Annotated in this window: 12 protein-coding genes; 4 read left to right on the top strand and 8 right to left on the bottom strand. The window is 68.3% G+C overall.

Annotated features, from left to right (window positions below; translation table 11 throughout):
- Positions 1-299: 299 nt before the first annotated feature.
- The 3 genes from BLU54_RS03090 to BLU54_RS03080 form a co-directional block, all read right to left on the bottom strand.
- Positions 300-1,901, bottom strand: coding sequence for a peptide chain release factor 3 (locus BLU54_RS03090; protein WP_091904391.1), 1,602 nt, complete (start codon positions 1,899-1,901; stop codon positions 300-302).
- A gap of 432 nt (positions 1,902-2,333) precedes the next feature.
- Entirely contained in the window at positions 2,334-2,930 is a 597-nt protein-coding gene (locus tag BLU54_RS03085) for a hypothetical protein (RefSeq protein ID WP_091904389.1), read from the bottom strand.
- Between the two features lie 25 nt (positions 2,931-2,955).
- A complete protein-coding gene (locus BLU54_RS03080; protein ID WP_091904387.1) occupies positions 2,956-4,125 on the bottom strand; it encodes a zinc-dependent alcohol dehydrogenase in 1,170 nt (389 codons plus the stop codon).
- A 167-nt stretch (positions 4,126-4,292) separates the two neighbouring features.
- On the opposite strand from BLU54_RS03080, the gene BLU54_RS03075 reads away from it, so the two are divergent.
- Positions 4,293-5,525 (top strand): serine hydrolase domain-containing protein, encoded by a 1,233-nt coding sequence (locus BLU54_RS03075; protein ID WP_091904385.1) that lies wholly within the window; start codon positions 4,293-4,295, stop codon positions 5,523-5,525.
- A gap of 181 nt (positions 5,526-5,706) precedes the next feature.
- On the opposite strand, the gene BLU54_RS03070 is transcribed toward BLU54_RS03075, so the two are convergent.
- The 4 genes from BLU54_RS03070 to BLU54_RS03055 all read right to left on the bottom strand — a co-directional run bounded on the left by BLU54_RS03070 (position 5,707) and on the right by BLU54_RS03055 (position 10,312).
- Positions 5,707-6,864 (bottom strand): glycerate kinase, encoded by a 1,158-nt coding sequence (locus BLU54_RS03070; RefSeq protein ID WP_091904383.1) that lies wholly within the window; start codon positions 6,862-6,864, stop codon positions 5,707-5,709.
- A gap of 260 nt (positions 6,865-7,124) precedes the next feature.
- Complete coding sequence (gene dbpA / locus BLU54_RS03065; RefSeq protein WP_091904381.1) at positions 7,125-8,552, bottom strand: ATP-dependent RNA helicase DbpA; 1,428 nt, start codon at positions 8,550-8,552, stop codon at positions 7,125-7,127.
- Complete coding sequence (locus BLU54_RS03060) at positions 8,549-8,812, bottom strand: hypothetical protein (protein ID WP_091904379.1); 264 nt, start codon at positions 8,810-8,812, stop codon at positions 8,549-8,551. Before BLU54_RS03060 ends, dbpA begins: the two co-directional genes overlap by 4 nt.
- Before the next feature lie 345 nt (positions 8,813-9,157).
- Positions 9,158-10,312: an MFS transporter gene (locus BLU54_RS03055; protein WP_091904377.1), complete on the bottom strand. Its 1,155-nt coding sequence runs from the start codon at positions 10,310-10,312 to the stop codon at positions 9,158-9,160.
- Between the two features lie 167 nt (positions 10,313-10,479).
- Between BLU54_RS03055 and BLU54_RS03050 the strand changes: the two genes are divergently transcribed.
- A complete protein-coding gene (locus tag BLU54_RS03050; protein ID WP_091904375.1) occupies positions 10,480-11,046 on the top strand; it encodes a TetR/AcrR family transcriptional regulator in 567 nt (188 codons plus the stop codon).
- A 221-nt stretch (positions 11,047-11,267) separates the two neighbouring features.
- Here the strand turns inward: BLU54_RS03050 and BLU54_RS03045 are convergent, their stop codons facing one another.
- Positions 11,268-12,260, bottom strand: a complete 993-nt coding sequence (locus BLU54_RS03045) for a LacI family DNA-binding transcriptional regulator (protein WP_091904373.1) — start codon at positions 12,258-12,260, stop codon at positions 11,268-11,270.
- Between the two features lie 353 nt (positions 12,261-12,613).
- Between BLU54_RS03045 and ptsP the strand changes: the two genes are divergently transcribed.
- Positions 12,614-15,766 carry a phosphoenolpyruvate--protein phosphotransferase gene (gene ptsP / locus BLU54_RS03040; RefSeq protein ID WP_091904371.1) on the top strand — a complete coding sequence of 1,051 codons (3,153 nt, stop codon included), beginning with the start codon at positions 12,614-12,616 and terminating at the stop codon, positions 15,764-15,766.
- Positions 15,763-16,836, top strand: a complete 1,074-nt coding sequence (locus BLU54_RS03035; RefSeq protein WP_091904369.1) for a 1-phosphofructokinase family hexose kinase — start codon at positions 15,763-15,765, stop codon at positions 16,834-16,836. The genes ptsP and BLU54_RS03035 overlap by 4 nt, the downstream gene beginning before the upstream one ends.
- Positions 16,837-16,856: the final 20 nt, after the last annotated feature.

Below are 16,856 nucleotides of genomic sequence, written 5' to 3'. Positions count from 1 at the left end.
CCGACCGCCGGCGCGAAACTGGCAGTGCCCGGCCGCCGCGATGCCTCTCTCGGCGGTCGACAACGCTGCTCGCGCTGGTGCGCCTGCCTTCGGAACCGGCGTCGGCCCGTGCGGCGCTCACCCTTGCCGACGAGACCCTGCGCTACCGGCATGTTCGCGAACGAGAGGGCTCAGCCGCTCGCCTCCGCCGTTCGTCGGTCAGCCAGCCAGCGAGCCAGCGAGCCAGCGATGCCGCGCCTGGGCTGATGGCGTGTGCGACGACTCGCCGGTGCCAGGCTGGTCACGCCGCGCCGCCGGCTTCAGCGTGTCTTCTTGAAGGGCTGGCCGGACCGCTCGCGCAGCTCGTTGAAGACGATCTTCGGCCACAATTTCTGCGCCACTTCGATCTCGGAGCCGTGCGTGGCCAGATAGGTGGGGGCGTCGGCGGCGTCCAGCGCCATCCGCGCCGCGTATGAGTCCGAGAAACGGCGCAGCTCGGCGGGGTCGTCGCACGTTACCCACCGCGACATTCGATAGCGGGCCGGCGAGATCCGCACTTCCACCTTGTATTCGGCGGCCAGCCGGTGCTTGACCACCTCGAACTGCAACTGGCCCACTGCGCCGAGCACCAGACTGCCGCCGAGCACCGGGCGAAACACCTGGATTGCGCCTTCATCCCCGAACTGTCGAAGCGCCTCGCCGAGCTGCTTGGCGCGCATCGGATCGACGACCTCGATGGTCTGGAAAATTTCGGGTGCGAAGAAAGGCAGGCCGATGAACTGAAGATCCTCACCCTCGGTCAGCGTGTCGCCTAGACTGAGCGTGCCGTGATTGGGGATGCCGATGATGTCGCCCGGATAGGCCTCGCTGATCGTCTCGCGGCGCTGCGACAGGAAGGCGACGACGTTGTTGGCCCGAAAGGTCTTGCCGGTGCGCGACACCTTCAGCGCCATGCCCCGCTCGAAGCGACCCGAGCAGACGCGGATGAACGCCACGCGGTCCCGGTGCGCAAGGTCCATGTTGGCCTGGACCTTAAAGACCACACCGGTGAATTTCGGCTCCGCCGGATCGACCGGCCGTTGTACTGTCATGCGGGCCGAGGGCGGCGGCGCGAGTTCGACCATCGTGTCGAGGATTTCCTTCACGCCGAAGTTGTTGATCGCCGAACCGAACAGCACCGGCGATTGGTCGCCGCGCAGGAACGCTTCCTTGTCAAAAGCAGGGGACGCGCCGGTGATCAGCTCGACCTCCTCGCGGGTGCGCAGCCACGCCGGACCGAAACGGCGCTCGCCGTCCGCATCGCCCAAGCCCTGCAGCGTCTCGACCGCACCGTCGAGGGTCTCCTGACCCGCGCGAAATACGCGCACCTGGTCGTGGCGGATGTCATAGACACCCTGGAATTCCTTGCCCATGCCGATCGGCCAGGTGAACGGAACGGCGGCGACGCCGAGATGCTGTTCGATCTCATCGAGCAGATCGAGCGGCTGACGCACTTCGCGGTCGAGCTTGTTGATGAAGGTGATGATCGGGGTCTTGCGGCTGCGACAGACTTCCAGCAGCTTGAGCGTTTGTGCTTCAACGCCGTTGGCGCCGTCGATCACCATGATCGCCGCGTCGACGGCGGTCAACACGCGATACGTATCCTCGGAGAAGTCTTCGTGGCCCGGGGTGTCGAGCAGATTCATCACCGCATCGCCGTACTCGAACTGCATCACCGAGCTGGCGACCGAAATGCCACGCTGCTTTTCGATGTCCATCCAGTCGGAGGTCGCGAAGCGGCTGCTCTTGCGCCCCTTGACCGTCCCGGCAATCTGAATCGCGCCCGAGAACAGCAACAGCTTCTCGGTCAGCGTGGTCTTGCCCGCGTCAGGGTGGGAAATGACCGCGAAGGTGCGGCGTCGTTTGAGTTCTGAGACTGACATGCGATGAGGGCGGAGCGGTCCAACCCGGTCAGGCCGCGACACATGCCGCAAGCATGCGCGAGGAACCGGGCAGGAGAGTAAATGGAGCGTGGCCGGATCATACACGTCATCGGCGCGACCCTGCCGCTTACTGCTGCGGCTTACCGCTGCAGTTCGCCGCTGCCGTTCACCGCTGCCGTTCACCGCTGCCGTTCACCGCTGCCGTTCACCGCCAGCGCTGCGCGCAGCTGCCCTTTAGCGCAAGCGTCGACCGTTGCGGCACAAGCGTCGACTGTCACTGCATAAACGTCGACCACTGCGTGCAACAGTCACTGCGCCGGCTGACCATGCGGCGCTTGTCACGTGGCTGTCGGCCCGACCGGTCGGGCCCGCGCGCCGCCATCGTCGCCGGCTTTGCCGGCGCGTTGCCGCGCCGTTTCGACCAAGTCTCGCTCAGCGCTGTGCGTTCGGGAAGCGTTCGGTCGACCGCGGCGGCCTGCCATACGCGCGCAACGCGTCCGGGGTGGCCATGTCGCGCGGCACGGTGAAGTCGCGGCTGGCCTCGCCACGCATCGCCTCGGCAACGCGGGGGAAGCCGCTGCGCGACACGTAGCGGCGGGCCGCATTGGCCGACACCGCGCCGCCGGCGCTGCGGCGTCGGCCGCGGCGCTGTTCGTATTCCAGTGCGGCAGCCGTGCCGAGGTCCAGCGTGGCCACCCCGGCCAGTCCTACCGCGGCCACGGCGGCGCGTTGGCGCGCCTGCGCGCTGGCGCCCGCGTCGGCACCGACGGTGGCGAGGTCCACCGCATCGCCCGCCAGGCGCGCCCAGACGAAACCGCGCGGGTTGTTGGCGCGCAGCAGGCCGATCCCGCAAGCGATCTCGCGCAGGCCATACAGGCGGACCCGGCCAGGTGACGCGGTGCTGCCGGCGAATGCCGCCACGGCGCGCGGCACCAGCAGTTCGGTGACGCCCAGCGCGATGCTGAACCAGCCGAGGCCGCGTGCGACGGTGGGCGCCGCGCTACTTGCCTTTTGCAACGTTGAAGCCATGTCGATCCTCCGATGGACGCGGATGTTAGGGCTTGAGCACGACCTTGATGCAGCCGTCCTCCTTGTCACGGAAGGTCTTGTACATCGCCGGTCCTTCCTCCAGCGAAACGGTATGGGTAATCACGAACGAGGGATCGATCTGACCCGATTCGATGCGCTTGAGCAGGTCGTCGGTCCAGCGATTGACGTGCGTCTGGCCCATCCGGAACGTGAGGCCCTTGTTCATCGCCATGCCGAACGGCACTTTGTCGATCAGGCCACCGTACACGCCTGGAATCGACAGGATGCCGGCCGGGCGACACACGTACATCATCTCGCGCAGCACGTGCGGCCGATCGCTTTCGAGCATCACCGCCTGCTTGACGCGGTCGTACATCGAGTCCAGCGAGCGCGTTGCGTGTGCTTCCATGCCGACCGCGTCGATGCACTTCTCCGGACCCTTGCCCTGGGTCAGGTCCTTCAGCCGTTCCAGCACGCTTTCTTCGTCCAAGTTGATTGGCACTGCACCGCCGGCTTCGGCCATCGCCAGGCGCTCCGGCACGTTGTCGATCGAGATCACCTGCTTGGCGCCGAGCAGCACGGCACTGCGGATCGCCATCTGGCCGACCGGCCCCGCGCCCCAGATCGCCACGGTGTCGGTCGGCTCGATGTCGCATTGCACGGCCGCCTGCCAGCCGGTCGGGAAGATGTCGCCCAGGAACAGCACCTGTTCGTCGGTCAGCCCCTCCGGGATCTTCACGTGGGTCTTGTCGGCGAACGGCACCCGCACGTACTCGGCCTGACCACCCGGGTAGCCGCCGGTCAAATGCGTGTAGCCGAACAAGCCGGCCGTCGTGTGCCCGAACATCTTGTCGGCGAGATCCTTGTTGCGGTTGCTGCGCTCGCACACGGAGAAGTTGCCGCGCTTGCACTGGTCGCAATCGCCGCAAAAGATCGTGAACGGCACGACGACGCGATCGCCTTTCTTCAGCGCCTTGTTTTCGCTGCCGACCTCGACGACCTCGCCCATGAACTCGTGCCCCATGATGTCGCCGCATTTCATGCCGGGCATGAAGCCATCGAACAGGTGCAGATCGGAGCCGCAAATCGCGCAGCTCGTGACCTTGATGATCGCGTCGCGCGGCTCCTCGATGGTCGGGTCCGGGACGTTGTCACATCGGATGTCTTTCTTGCCATGCCAGCGGAGCGCTTTCATCGGGAATCTCTCTTCTCAGTGAACGAAAAGGCCAGCATGGCTGACCGCTGGGGTTCGATCAGCAATCGTCATACCGCCTCGCGCCGCGGGTATGATCCGAGCGATCCACCACGCCGGCTGGTCCATGTGAGGCTGTCCGGTCTTTCCCTAGCTCAGGAGACGTCAGCATGTCCTTACACATCGACCGTCGTCGCTTCATCGGCGCGACGGGCGCCCTGGCCGCCGGTCTCGTGCTGCCAGGCACCGCGCGTGCAGCGGGCGCGCCGAATCCGACAAACCCGCCGAAGGCCGCAGGCGCCTGCACGACCAGCGTGACCGGCAATGCCGGCATCGACGCGCTGGCAAAGTGCTTCATCGAACGGTGGAACATGCCGGGCATGTCGCTGTCGTTCGGTCGGGGCGGGCAGATCTTCTACGAGCAGGCTTACGGATACACCGAATTCCACGGCACGATACCGGTGACGACCGACACGCGTTTCCGTATTGCAAGCGTGACCAAGCCATTCACCTCGGCGGCAATCTTTCAATTGATCGAGGCGGGCGAGCTGACGCTGGAAACGCCCGTCTTCACCGGCGAGGGCGTGCTCAACCAGTTCGCGGACGTGCCGGCGAAGACGCCGCGCAAGGTCGACGCGATTCAGATCCAGCATCTGCTGCGGCACCTCTGCGGCGGCTGGTCCAGCGACGGCAACGATCCGATGTTCCTTCGCCAGTACTGGGACCTAGATCACGACGCGCTGATCCGCAAGACGTTGGCGACGCAAGGGCTGGCCTATATGCCGGGACAGTGCTACGCCTATTCGAACTTCGGCTACTGCCTGCTCGGACGGGTAATCGAGAAGATCACTGGGCAACCGTATGACACGTACGTGCGGAACGCAGTGCTTGCGCCGATCGGGGTGGACGACATGGTGATCGCGACGTCCGGCTCGCAGCCGCCGGAGGCCGGGTACTACGACCCCGACGACTCGGCTTTCCCGTATCAGTTTCCGATCACGCGGATGGACTCGCATGGCGGCTGGATCGCCCGCGCCAGCGACCTGGTGCGCTTCGGTGCCGCGGTGTTCGCCGCAACCGACAAGATGGGTGGTCCAGCGCTGCTCAAGCCCAGCAGCATCGCGACGATCACCAGCGTCAACGCCTTGAGCACCGCTTGCAACAAGGCCTACACGCCCTACGGCTGCGGCTGGAGCATCTACACCGGCGGCCCCAACGCCTTCCACTTCGGCAGTCTGTCCGGCACGACCAGTGTGCTCGTGCATACGCACACGGGTCTGGTCTGGTCAGCATTGCTCAATTCGCGGCCGGAGGACGGCACGCAGGAGGCGATGCAGAACGAGCTGGACGCCTTGATGTGGGCGATGGCGGCCTGTCGTCCGGACTGGCAGGCTGGCGCCTGACGGAGCAATCCCGGGCGGGCGCCACCTCAGCCAGGACATGGCTGAGGTTTCGCCTGCCGGCAGTGCGGGCATGGCCCGACTGCTTTCCGATGCGTCGGCCGGCCGCCGGGTGCGCACCGGCGCTGCCGCTGGACGCTCGCGCCTCGCAGCGTCGCAGCGTCGCAGGCGCCGGGAACGTCGTTCAGCGCGTGCGCGATCGCGCAAAGCGAAGCAGGGCCAGCTGTCGGCCCGCGTCGCGCAGCAGTGACGCGGCGTCGCGGATCGCCTCGTCAAGACTCAGCGGCCCGGGCGCCGGCGAAAAGCAGCCGTCGAAGTGCTCTGACAACAGCGGCAATGCGGCGCGGTCGATGCCGCCCGACAGCAGGCTGACCGGCACGCCAGCATCGCGGGCATGTCGCGCTGCTACGAAAGGCGCCTTGCCGCGCAGCGTTTGCGCGTCGGAGCGGCCTTCGCCGGTGATCATCCAGTCCGCGTCCGCCAGCGCCGCGTCCAGACCGATCTCGCGTGCCACGACCTCCGCGCCGGGTTCGAAACGCGCGTTCAGCAGGTGCAGCGCGAACCCGAGTCCGCCCGCTGCCCCCGCACCCGCGCGCTCGCGCGTGCCCGGTGCACCGAACGCCGCTTCCGCGCAGTTGGCGAAGCCCGCGAGTGCCGCGTCGAAGGCTTCGACCTGCGCCGCGCCGACGCCTTTCTGCGGACCGAAGACCGCGCTTGCGCCATGCGGTCCGAGCAGCGGGTTGTCGACGTCGGACAGGCCGACCAGCTCGACCGACGCGAGACGGGGATCAAGTCCGCTCAGGTCCAGCCGCGCCGCCCGGGACAATGCCGCGGGTGCGGGTTCGAGCGGACGCCCGTCGGCATCGCTGAGGATCGCGCCCAGCGCGACCAGCATGCCGGCGCCGCCGTCGTTGGTACTGGAGCCGCCCAGCGCCAGATAGATCGTTTGCGCGCCCGCGTCGAGCGACGCGCGAATGGCTTCGCCAACGCCGCGCGTGCTGCGCTCGGCGACTGGCGCAGCCATGCCGACCGGGTCGGTGATACCGACGATCTGCGCCGACTCGATGACGGCGGCGCCATTGTCGAGCATTCCGAGCGCGGCGCGGCAGCGCGCGCCGCTTGCGCCCGACACGTCGAGCGCCCGTCGAACGCCGCCGGCGGCAAGCAGCGCGTCCAGCGTGCCTTCCCCGCCGTCGGCCATCGGCAGCAGCCGGACTGCGACGTGCGGGCACGCCGTGCGCACACCATCGGCAATCGCGTTGGCCACGCCTTCCGCGTCCAGCGAGCCCTTGAATGAGTCGGGGGCGACAACGACGACCGGCGAACGAGCGGGAGCAGTCATGGTGGGAACCGGGCGAATAAGTGAAAACGAAGGAACGCGCGGGCCGAATCGGCGGTGTGCACCCGCACAGGCCATTCGGTGTCCACGCTCGACCGCGGGGCCGCGCGTAACAGCCGGCGTGACGCGGTCGAGGCTGGGTGGCGCGGCTGTCGCGGGGCTATGACGGGGCTATCGCGGGGCTGCGGCGGCGGGGGCCAGCGAGCACGCGACGACATGCCGTGGATCGCCTCGGGGCGCGCCGTCCGATCCCCGCGCCCCCATTACAGGAGACGCGCCTTGACCTTGCGGCCCTTGAGCTTGCCTTCGCTCAGGCGCTTCACGGCCTCTGCCGCCTGCTCGCGCGCGATGGCGACGTAGCTGGCCATGTCGGTGATGGCGATCTTGCCGACACTGCTGGCGGGCAATCCGGCCTCGCCGGTCAGCGCGCCGAGCACATCGCCCGGCCGGATCTTCTCCTTGCGGCCGCCGAGGATCTGCAGCGTCGTCATCGGCGGGCGCAGGCGGCCGCCATCGGCCGGCGTCAACTCAGCAAGCGTGTGCCATTTCAGTGAGCGGCCGCTGGCCGCTTCGATCGCCGCGGCGCGCCCCATTTCGTCGACGCTGACCAGCGTGTAAGCGGCACCCTGCGCATCGGCGCGGCCGGTGCGGCCGATCCGGTGGACGTGAACCTCAGCCTCGGGTGTCACGTCGACATTGATCACCGCCTCCAACTGCGCAATGTCGAGCCCGCGCGCGGCCACGTCGGTGGCCACCAGCACCGACACACTGCGGTTCGCAAAGCGGATCAACACCTGGTCGCGGTCGCGCTGGTCGAGCTCGCCATGCAACGCGACCGCTTCGAAGCCCTGCGCATTGAGCACCTCGACCAGATCGCGGCAACGCTGGCGGGTATTGCAAAACGCCAGCGTGCTGGTCGGACGGAAATGATTCAGCAGCAGACCCACCGCGTGCAGCCGCTGGTCCTCGTCGACCTCATAAAAGCGTTCGGAGATCGTGCGTGCATCATGCTGCTCCGCCAGCTTCACTTCGACCGGCTGCCGCAGAAAGCGGCGGCCCAGGCGCGCAATGCCCTCGGGATAGGTCGCTGAAAATAGCAGCGTCTGACGCTCGGGCGGGCACTGGTCGGCGATCGCGACGATGTCGTCATGGAAGCCCATGTCCAACATGCGATCCGCCTCGTCCAGCACCAACGTGCGCAGGGTGGCGCAACGCAGCGCGCCGCGGCCCAGGACATCGAGAATGCGGCCCGGCGTACCGACGACCACGTGGGCGCCGTGTTCGAGGCTGGCCAGTTGCGGACGCATCGGCGTGCCGCCGCACAGCGTCAGGATCTTGACGTTGTCCTCGGCGCGGGCCAGCCGGCGCAGTTCCTGGCTGACCTGTTCGGCCAACTCGCGGGTCGGGCATAACACCAGGCCCTGCAACAGCGGACCGGCGGCATCCTGCGCCCGCACATCGATGCGCGCCAGCAGCGCGAGCCCGAACGCCGCGGTCTTGCCGCTGCCGGTCTTGGCCTGCGCGAGGATATCGCGTCCCGACAGCGCCAGCGGCAGGCTGGCGGCCTGAATCGGCGTCATCGTCGCGTAGCCGAGTCGCGCGAGGTTCTCGAGCACCGGCGCCGGCAGATCGAGCGAGGCGAAGTCGAGACTCGACGAGTGGTCCGTGGACTGCGGTGGTTGCGCGCTCATCGCGGGGTGCCCTTGCGTCGGATCGACGCCGTACCGGGCGCCGCCGCGGCTTCCCGCGCCGCGCGTCGGGCGCCGGTGACCGGCACCAATTCGTCGGTCTGTTCATAGCGAACGATACCGTCGGCGCCGTCGTGGCGAATTACCGGGTTGCGCGCGCCGCAGATCGGGCAACGGAACAGCAGACCTTGCCCTTCGTTTTCAATGTCGATGTCGGACAATTGCCATTCGGCGCGACATGGCTGGTTTCGGCAGGTGAACATGGTCGTGGGGGCTGCGTGGTCGTTGCCGCGACGGTGCGGCGCAGACGAAGTGTACGCGTGTCTGCGCGGCGCCGGCTGTGATTGTGATGCATCTATGTAGTATGCCAATCGCATGGCTGAACCGCACCAAGCATGCGGCCGCCAGCGAGCCCGCAGCCGGCCCGCGCAACACGGTTGGCGCGGCGAGCGTCGCCCACGCTTGCGCGCATTGGCGTGGACAGCGGGTGGCGGTGGCCTATGGTGGCTGCGTGGCTGCGTGGCTGCGTGACCGCGTGACCGCGGGCGCACGGCGTTCGGCGCGGCAGACATCCGGACAAGGTTGCGCGCACCTGCCTGTCCAGCCGGTCAGCCTCGCTCGGCCGACGTGCCGACCTGCCTGAACAGGAGGACAGTGGCCAGCAGTGCCAATACCGAAATCACCGTGCCGTAAACGTTCACCGCCGTCAGCAAGCCGACCTGCTGGGCCAGATAGCCAACGGCGATGGTCGGCACGGCGTGTGCCAGATAGCTTTCGATATAGAACACGCCCATCAGTGTGGCGCGTTCGTGGGGCTGCGCCAGCGGCAGCACGCTGCGCACCGCGCCAAGGAAGCTTGCGCCGAAACCGAAGCCGGCCAGGACCGATCCGACCAGCAGCAATGCGGCCTGGCCGTAGTTGGCCGCCGTCAGGATCACCGCCATCCCGGCGACCAGGGTCAGTTCGCCCGTCAGGAGGATCGTGAAGGTTTTCAGCTTGCGCGCGCCAAGCACTGCGGCGGCGCCGGTGAGGGTCAGCGCCGCGACGACAAGGCCGCCCAGCCAGGGCGTGTTGACGTGGGTCGTCGCGATGATCAGCGACGGCATCAGCGACAGATAGAACCCGCCCAACATCCAGACCGCGACATTGGCCGGCGTCACCGCAAGGAACACCTTGCGCGCCTGCATCGGCACCGCCAGGCGTGGCCGCAGGCTCGCCCATGAACCGGCGCGGTGCCGGACTGTCTCGGGCGCGCGCCATGTCAACGCAAGCAGTGCCACGAACACGCTCAGCAGCACAGCGAACACGGTGTGCAACGGGCTGGGCGCAAGCACCATCAGCGCGGTGCTGCCTAGTGCGCCGGTCGCCATGCCAAACATCGGCGCGACGCTGTTTATCAGCGCGCCGCGTTCGTGGCCGAGGTCCAGCAATGCCGCACCGACGGCGGCCGTCGCCATGCCGGTCGCGAAGCCCTGCAGGGTTCGCACGGCCAGCAGCCAGCCCGGTCCATCGGCATAGAGAAAACCGACCATGGCAGCAAGCTCGAGCGTCAGCGCAAGCGCAATCACCGGCCTGCGCCCGATGTGGTCGGACAACCGTCCGAGTAACAGGAGTGCGAGCAGCAGCGCCAGTGCATAGGCGGCGAACACCAGCGTCAGCAAGGTGGCGCTGAAGCCCCATTGCTGTTGGTAGAGGCGGTACAGCGGGGTGGGGGCGCTGGAAGCGGCAAGGAAGGCGATCAATGTCGCGGAATGAAGCACCATGGCACCGGTTCCTGCGCGCGGCCCGTGGGTCGACTGACCGCCTGGAACGGGGGACTGCGTGGACATGGCCTCTCCTTTAAAGCAAAATGTTCGCTTTAAAGATGATAGCGACGCGCTTCGACTAAAGCAAATGTTTTGCTTTAGTTGCGGTGGTCCTGAGCGTAGCCATGAGCGATAGAACTGGCCCGCGTCCTGGCGGGCGCAGTGCCCGCGTGCAGGCCGCGGTTCATCGAGCCGTCCGTGAACTGCAGCAGGAGCGTGACCGCGCCGCATTGACGGTGCCGGTGATTGCCACGCGCGCTGGCGTCACCCCATCGACGATCTACCGTCGCTGGGGCGATCTGGCCGGTCTTCTCGCCGACGTGGCCGTTGAGCGAATGCGGCCCGACCAGGTTCCGGCGGACACCGGAAGCTTTCGCGGCGACGTGCTGGCATGGCTCACGCAATACGCCGACGAAATGGCATCGGCACCCGGCCGCGCGATGCTTCGCGACGTACTGGGGACCGAAGCCTACGTCGGTGCGTGCAAGTGCGATGGCTTCTTGCGCGAGCATGTCGAGTCGCTTCGCGAGCGTGCGCGCGCGCGCGGGGAACAGCCTCCGCCGGTGAGTCTCCTGGTCGAGCGGATCGTGGCGCCGTTGCTGTACGGCATCCTGTTCACCAACGAGACGCCGACTGCGGAACTGCTGGAGGCGCTGTTCGACCAGATGATGCTCGACCACAAACACCGCTGAACGCGCGCGCAGCGGTGACAATCGACAGGGTAAAGCGACATGCGGCGATTGCCTGCAGCCGCAAGCGACCTCGTATCACGCATGCCGATACTGCCGTCTCTGTCGCTCCCTTCGCCAAGCGGCGCGCGCGCATGTCTCCGCGATCGCGAACGTATCGGCGCCGAAGCGCCTGGCGTGTCGCGATCGTCGCGCGCGTCGGGTGGCGGATGTCGGGTCGACGATCAGGCCGCGTTTCCGTCGCGCACAATCAGTTCGCCGGCCAGCACCACCGTCCGGCGCGGCGAATCGGGCGCGGCGAGGCGTTCGGCCAGCAGCGCCATGGCGTGACGGCCAATCTCGTAGACCGGCTGTGCGAGAACGGTCAGCGGCGGTTCGACAAGCGCGGTCCAGTCTTCGTTGTCGAAGCCAACCAGCAGCGGCGCGGCGCCGTCGTGGCTCTCCTGCCAGGCACGGCAGGCTCGATAGGCCCCCAGCAGCAGGCGGCCATTGCTTGCGACGACCGCGTCGGGTGGCGTGTCGGCGCGCAGCCAGGACGCGACGCGTGTCTGCGCCGCGTCCGGTCGCGGCGGCAGGAAGGCGCTGTGGCAGAGTGTGGCCCGTCGTCCCGCTGCCTGCAGCGCATCGACGACACCTGCGCGGCGCGCATCGCCGGTGGTGCTGGCGTTGCCGAAGACGCCTGCCACGCGCGAGCAGCCGCGCGCGATCAAGTGCTGCGTCAAGCGCGCCGCCTCCGCGCGGTTGTCGATCGTCACGGCATCGGCGACGTGGGGCGCTCCCGCGCGGTCGACCATGACCACCGGGAAGCGGAATGCATTCGACGCGAAGGTTTCCAGCGCCGTACGGGTCGGGGAATAGATGACGCCGGCCACGCGCTCTTCGCGCATCAGGCGTAGGTACATCGCTTCCTTGTCCGGGTCCTCGTCGGTATTGCACAGCAGGACGCGCGAACCCCGTTGGTAGGCGCAATCCTCGACCGCGCGGCTCAGTTCCGTGAAGAACGGGTTGCGAATGTCGGACACGACCAGCCCGACCGTGCTGGTATGGCCGGAGCGCAGGCGCTGCGCGGCGGCATTCGGTCGGTAGTCCAAAGCGTGCATTGCGGCCGTCACCCGTTCGCGCAGTTCGTGGCGCACTGGCCCCTTGCCCGAGAGGACGCGCGAGACGGTCGCCACCGAGACATTTGCGATGGCGGCGACGTCTTTTATCGATGCCATATCACTGTCGTGGTCCCACTCCCGCGTTCGCGCTATCGGATTCGCGTCGTCGCGGCCACGCCGGATCGCGCAGTTTCTGACGTGTGCCTGTCTGAAGTTTCGTCAACAATGTGCACTTCAACGAGAAACATGAGATGTGAGATCGTCGAATGCGCCGGGCGCGTCAGCCCAACGTTTGCACGGTAAAGCGATGGAAATGGGTTGTTCAATCGCCATCCGATCCGGCCGGTCGGCCAGTTTAAGCGATTCCCGGTTCTAGTGACAAAATCATCGTAACTGATATCGTTTTCACTCCGAACGATTGGCGGGGCGCTGCGATGGCACCGCCTGACATAACAAAGGGGACGGAAACGATGTCGATCACTCTCGACCCGGCCTGCGTGCGCCTGAACGCGACTGCAGACGACCGATACGGCGCGATCCTGATGGCCGGGCGTTTGTTGGTCGACGCGGGCTGCATCGCGCCGCACTACGTCGACAGCATGGTGGCCCGCGAGCGCGCCGCGACGACGTACCTCGGCGCCGGCGTGGCGATTCCGCATGGCTTGCCTGCCGAGCGAGGTGCGATCCATCGGACCGGCATTGCGGTCTTGCGCCTCTCGCGCGCGGTCGAATGGGCGGTGGGACGTGGCTCGGCGCGCGATGCGGTGCACTTCGGCACGGCGGTCGAAACGATGTTCGAGGCGGCCCGAAAACTCGAGCGCGACGGCCCGCCCGCCGCCGACGCGGGCAACGAGCAGGCGGAGCCGGTTCGCCTCATCGTCGCGATTGCCGCTGCGTCGGACGAACATCTCGCGGTGCTACAGCAGTTGACCCGAATGATCGGCGATCCGGAGCGAATGGCCGAGGCCATGGCCGCACCGGATGTGGCCAGCATCATCGCGACAATGAGCGGTGCGCCGGTCGGGCGCGCGCCGTCGAGCGACGAGGTGGCCGAGCCTTGCGACCTGGCGGCGCGCCGGGTCGTCATCCTCGACTACCCGAACGGTTTGCACGCGCGGCCGGCCAGCGCCTGGGCCGCCTGCGCCAAACGCTTCGCGGCGCGGATGCGGGTACGGCATGGGGCCGTTTGCGCGGATCCGCGTAGTGTCGTCGAGCTCCTGCAACTGGGCGCCAGCGCCAACGCGGAGCTGGTTATCTCGGCGCATGGAGAGGACGCCGAGGCCGCGCTCGCCGCCTTGACCGACACCATTGTCGGCCTACACGCCGAGGAGCACCGGCGGGCCGTCGCCGCGCACGGAGCGAGTGCACGCGCGGGCGGTACCACCGGCGTCGGCTGCGCCGCGTCTCACCGGGCCGGCGCGCGCGGCGCCGCGTGCTGGACGCCGCGCGATCCGGCCCGCTCGTTCAGCGGGATTGGCGTCGGTCCGGGCCTGGCGATCGGCGTCATACAGCGAGTTTGCGGTCCGGTCAGCGCGGTGGCCGACGTACCACGCGGCAGGGCGCGCGATGGCGCGGCACTGGATGCTGCCCTGGAGCAGACGCTGGCCGAACTGGAACGCCTGGCGTTGGAAACAGCGGAGCGTCTTGGTCCCTCGGAGGGCGAGATATTCACCGCACAGGCGCATTTCCTCGACGATCAGGCGTTGCTCTCCGATGCCGCTGGCGGGATTCTGGATGGGCACGGTGCGGCGTGGAGCTGGCGCGAAGCGGTACGCAGGCAGGCGAATCTGCTGAGCGCGCTTCCCGATCCGTTGCTGGCCGGCCGTGCGGCCGACCTGCAGGACGTGGGCGCGCGCGTGCTCCGCCGTCTGTGTGACGAAAGCAGCGAATGCAGCGGCGGCAGCGAGACCGGATCCGCGACGCCATTCGGTTCGATGCCCGCTGCGGCGTCTGCCACGGTGTCAGCCGAGGCGCCCGCCGCGGAAGCCGCCAACGCGTGGTTGCGTTCGGCGGGCCCGGTCGTCGTGCTTGCGCAGGAGCTGGCGCCCTCCGACGCGGTCGGCCTGGATCCGGCCACGACGGCAGGTTTCTGCACCGCGGCGGGCGGGCCGAGCTCGCACACTGCGATTCTGGCGCGCACGCTGGGGCTGCCGGCCGCCGTCGCGTGCGGTGATGCCGTGATGACACTCCCTGATGGTGCGCTCGTCGTGCTGGATGGAGATGCGGGCGTACTGTACGCGGACGTCTCCGAACGTGATCTGGAGCGGGCGCGGGCAGCACAGCGCGCGGTCCAGGACGCCACCGCCCGGCTTGCGCGCGACTGCATGCGCCCGGCGATGACCCGCGACGGTCGACGCATCGAGGTCGGCGTGAACGTGACGCGTCCCGACCAGGTCGCGCCGGCCCTGGCTGCGGGCGCGGACGGCGTGGGTCTGATGCGCACCGAATTTCTGTTCCTGGGACGCGACCGCGCGCCCAGCGAGGACGAACAGTTCGACGCGTATCGCGCGCTGGTCGAGGCGAGCGGAGGGCGGCGCTTGATCATCCGCACGCTCGACATCGGTGGCGACAAGCAGGTGCCCTATCTGGACCTTCCGCACGAGACCAACCCGTTCCTCGGCGTACGCGGACTGCGTCTGTGCCTGCGTCGTCCCGACCTGTTTCTGCCACAGTTGCGCGCGCTATATCGGGCCGCCCGCCATGGGCCGCTCTCGATCATGTTTCCGATGGTCAGCGACCTGGACGAGGCGCGCCGCGCGGTGCAATTGGCCGGGATCGTGCGAAGCGAGGTCGATGGGCCGCAGGTGCCGCTTGGCATCATGATCGAGACGCCGTCGGCGGCCGTGCTCGCCGAGGCGTTTGCCGGGATCGTGGATTTCTTTTCGATCGGCACCAACGACCTGACCCAGTACGCGCTGGCCATCGATCGCGAGCATCCGACACTGGCCGCGCAGGCGGACAGCCTCCATCCGGCCGTGTTGCGCCTGATCTCGCTCGCGGTGGACGGCGCACAGCGCGGCGGCGCTTGGGTGGGCGTGTGCGGCGGACTCGCCGGCGAGCCGCTCGGCGCAGCGATTCTCGCAGGGCTCGGGGTCGACGAAATCTCGATGAGCGTTGGCGACATCGCGGCCGTGAAGGCTCGGATTCGACAGGCGTCGCTGCCCGCGCTGCAGGCGTTGGCGCAGCGGGCGCTGCGCTGCGGCGATAACGCAGCGGTGCGCGCGCTTGCCCAGGATGCATTCGAGATGGTGCGTGACGACGAGGCTGCGCCCCCGCTGCGCGATGTGGCCGCAGCGCGTCGATGCGGCGGCGGGCGGGGCGGTTGTGCCGACGCGTCGGCAGGCGACGCCGCCGAGCGGGACCGGCACAGCAAGGAAAACGACTGCTGCCACGGTGGTCAGCACCGTAGCGGCACTGAGCGCGCGGCGTGGTGCGAGCCAGCCGAAGACAGGGGCCGTCACGACTCTGACGACCATCCCGTCGGCGACCGGACCGGGGGCGCGGCGTGCGCTGAAGGTGGCGCGCACGCTCGCCACTTGCCGGCGCGCGCGGCGCACGTCGCGACCGCGCCACCGCCCACGCGTCAGGAGGCCGGGCCGCCCGCCACGGCGTTGCGTCGATGAACGACGAACCACAGCGCAAGACGGCGGGCCGCGCGCAAGCGCCTGGCTGCCGGCAGCCGGTCGTTTGCGTGACCGCGCATCCGGCACTGGACCAGACGGTGCAGTTGGCGCGTCTGGTTGCAGGCGAGGTGCACCGGGCGTCATCGTCACGGCTCGACGCCGGCGGCAAGGGCGTGAATGTCGCGGCGTGTCTGGCCGATTACGACTGTGAAACGATCTCGACCGGACTGCTCGGCACGCTGAACGCTGCGCCTTTCGAAGCGCTGTTCGCTGCGAAAGGCATGAGCGAGTGCTTCCTTCGTGGCCCGGCGTCCTGCCGCACGAACATCAAGATCGTCGATCTGGCGCGCGGCGAGACGACCGATATCAATGTGCCCGGTACGGTGGCGGACAGCGACCGGCTGGCAGCGTTGGCGGACCGCGTCGTCGCGCTGGCCGAGCCTGGGCGCTGGATCGTGTTGGCCGGCAGCCTGCCGCCCGGCGCGCCCGAGGACTGGTACGGCAGCCTGCTGCCTCGACTGCGCGCCCGGGGCGCACTTGTCGCACTGGACACCAGTGGCGCGCCGCTTCGGTTGGCGTTGCAGGCAGACCGCCAGGCGCTGCCGACGCTGATCAAGCCCAATCGCGCGGAGCTCAGCGAGCTGCTTGGCGCGCCACTCGGCGACGAGGCCAGTCTGCGCGCAGCGGCCGAGACGCTGCTGGCGCGCGGTGTGGCCGCCGTGGTGGTGTCGCTCGGCGCCGCTGGCGCCTTCGGCCTGCGGCGCGCGCCCGCGGCCGACTGGGACTGCGAAGGCTTCGTCGCAACGCCGCTCCCGGTCGAACCGCTCAGCACGGTCGGCGCTGGCGACGCGTTCCTGGCGGGTTTGATCGCGAGCCTGATCGAGCAGCGCGAGTGGGCGGAGTGCGGCCGTCGCGCCACCGCCTTTGCCGCCGGAAAACTCGCGCGCATCGGTCCCCATCTGCCGTCTCGCGACACGCTCGATGCGTTGGCCGCGCGGGTCAGGGTGCGTGCGTTCCGATGCGCGTTGTATGGAACCGCATCGGTGGCCGGCAGCAGCGGCACAACCTGAAGACGCACGCGACGCATGTT

This window comes from Chitinasiproducens palmae, assembly GCF_900095735.1.
GTDB lineage: Bacteria > Pseudomonadota > Gammaproteobacteria > Burkholderiales > Burkholderiaceae > Chitinasiproducens > Chitinasiproducens palmae.
The sequence above is the reverse complement of the archived record's forward strand: the minus strand, read 5'-3'. Positions and strand labels throughout refer to the sequence as shown.

What these genes read in the sequence shown, in the direction of transcription:
- BLU54_RS03080 (WP_091904387.1), bottom strand. Translation starts at nt 4,125, where the DNA reads ATGAAAGCGCTCCGCTGGCATGGCAAGAAAGACATCCGATGTGACAAC.
- BLU54_RS03055 (WP_091904377.1), bottom strand. Translation starts at nt 10,312, where the DNA reads ATGGTGCTTCATTCCGCGACATTGATCGCCTTCCTTGCCGCTTCCAGC.
- BLU54_RS03075 (WP_091904385.1), top strand. Translation starts at nt 4,293, where the DNA reads ATGTCCTTACACATCGACCGTCGTCGCTTCATCGGCGCGACGGGCGCC.
- BLU54_RS03045 (WP_091904373.1), bottom strand. Translation starts at nt 12,260, where the DNA reads ATGGCATCGATAAAAGACGTCGCCGCCATCGCAAATGTCTCGGTGGCG.
- BLU54_RS03050 (WP_091904375.1), top strand. Translation starts at nt 10,480, where the DNA reads ATGAGCGATAGAACTGGCCCGCGTCCTGGCGGGCGCAGTGCCCGCGTG.
- BLU54_RS03035 (WP_091904369.1), top strand. Translation starts at nt 15,763, where the DNA reads ATGAACGACGAACCACAGCGCAAGACGGCGGGCCGCGCGCAAGCGCCT.
- BLU54_RS03060 (WP_091904379.1), bottom strand. Translation starts at nt 8,812, where the DNA reads ATGTTCACCTGCCGAAACCAGCCATGTCGCGCCGAATGGCAATTGTCC.
- BLU54_RS03070 (WP_091904383.1), bottom strand. Translation starts at nt 6,864, where the DNA reads ATGACTGCTCCCGCTCGTTCGCCGGTCGTCGTTGTCGCCCCCGACTCA.
- dbpA (WP_091904381.1), bottom strand. Translation starts at nt 8,552, where the DNA reads ATGAGCGCGCAACCACCGCAGTCCACGGACCACTCGTCGAGTCTCGAC.
- BLU54_RS03085 (WP_091904389.1), bottom strand. Translation starts at nt 2,930, where the DNA reads ATGGCTTCAACGTTGCAAAAGGCAAGTAGCGCGGCGCCCACCGTCGCA.
- ptsP (WP_091904371.1), top strand. Translation starts at nt 12,614, where the DNA reads ATGTCGATCACTCTCGACCCGGCCTGCGTGCGCCTGAACGCGACTGCA.
- BLU54_RS03090 (WP_091904391.1), bottom strand. Translation starts at nt 1,901, where the DNA reads ATGTCAGTCTCAGAACTCAAACGACGCCGCACCTTCGCGGTCATTTCC.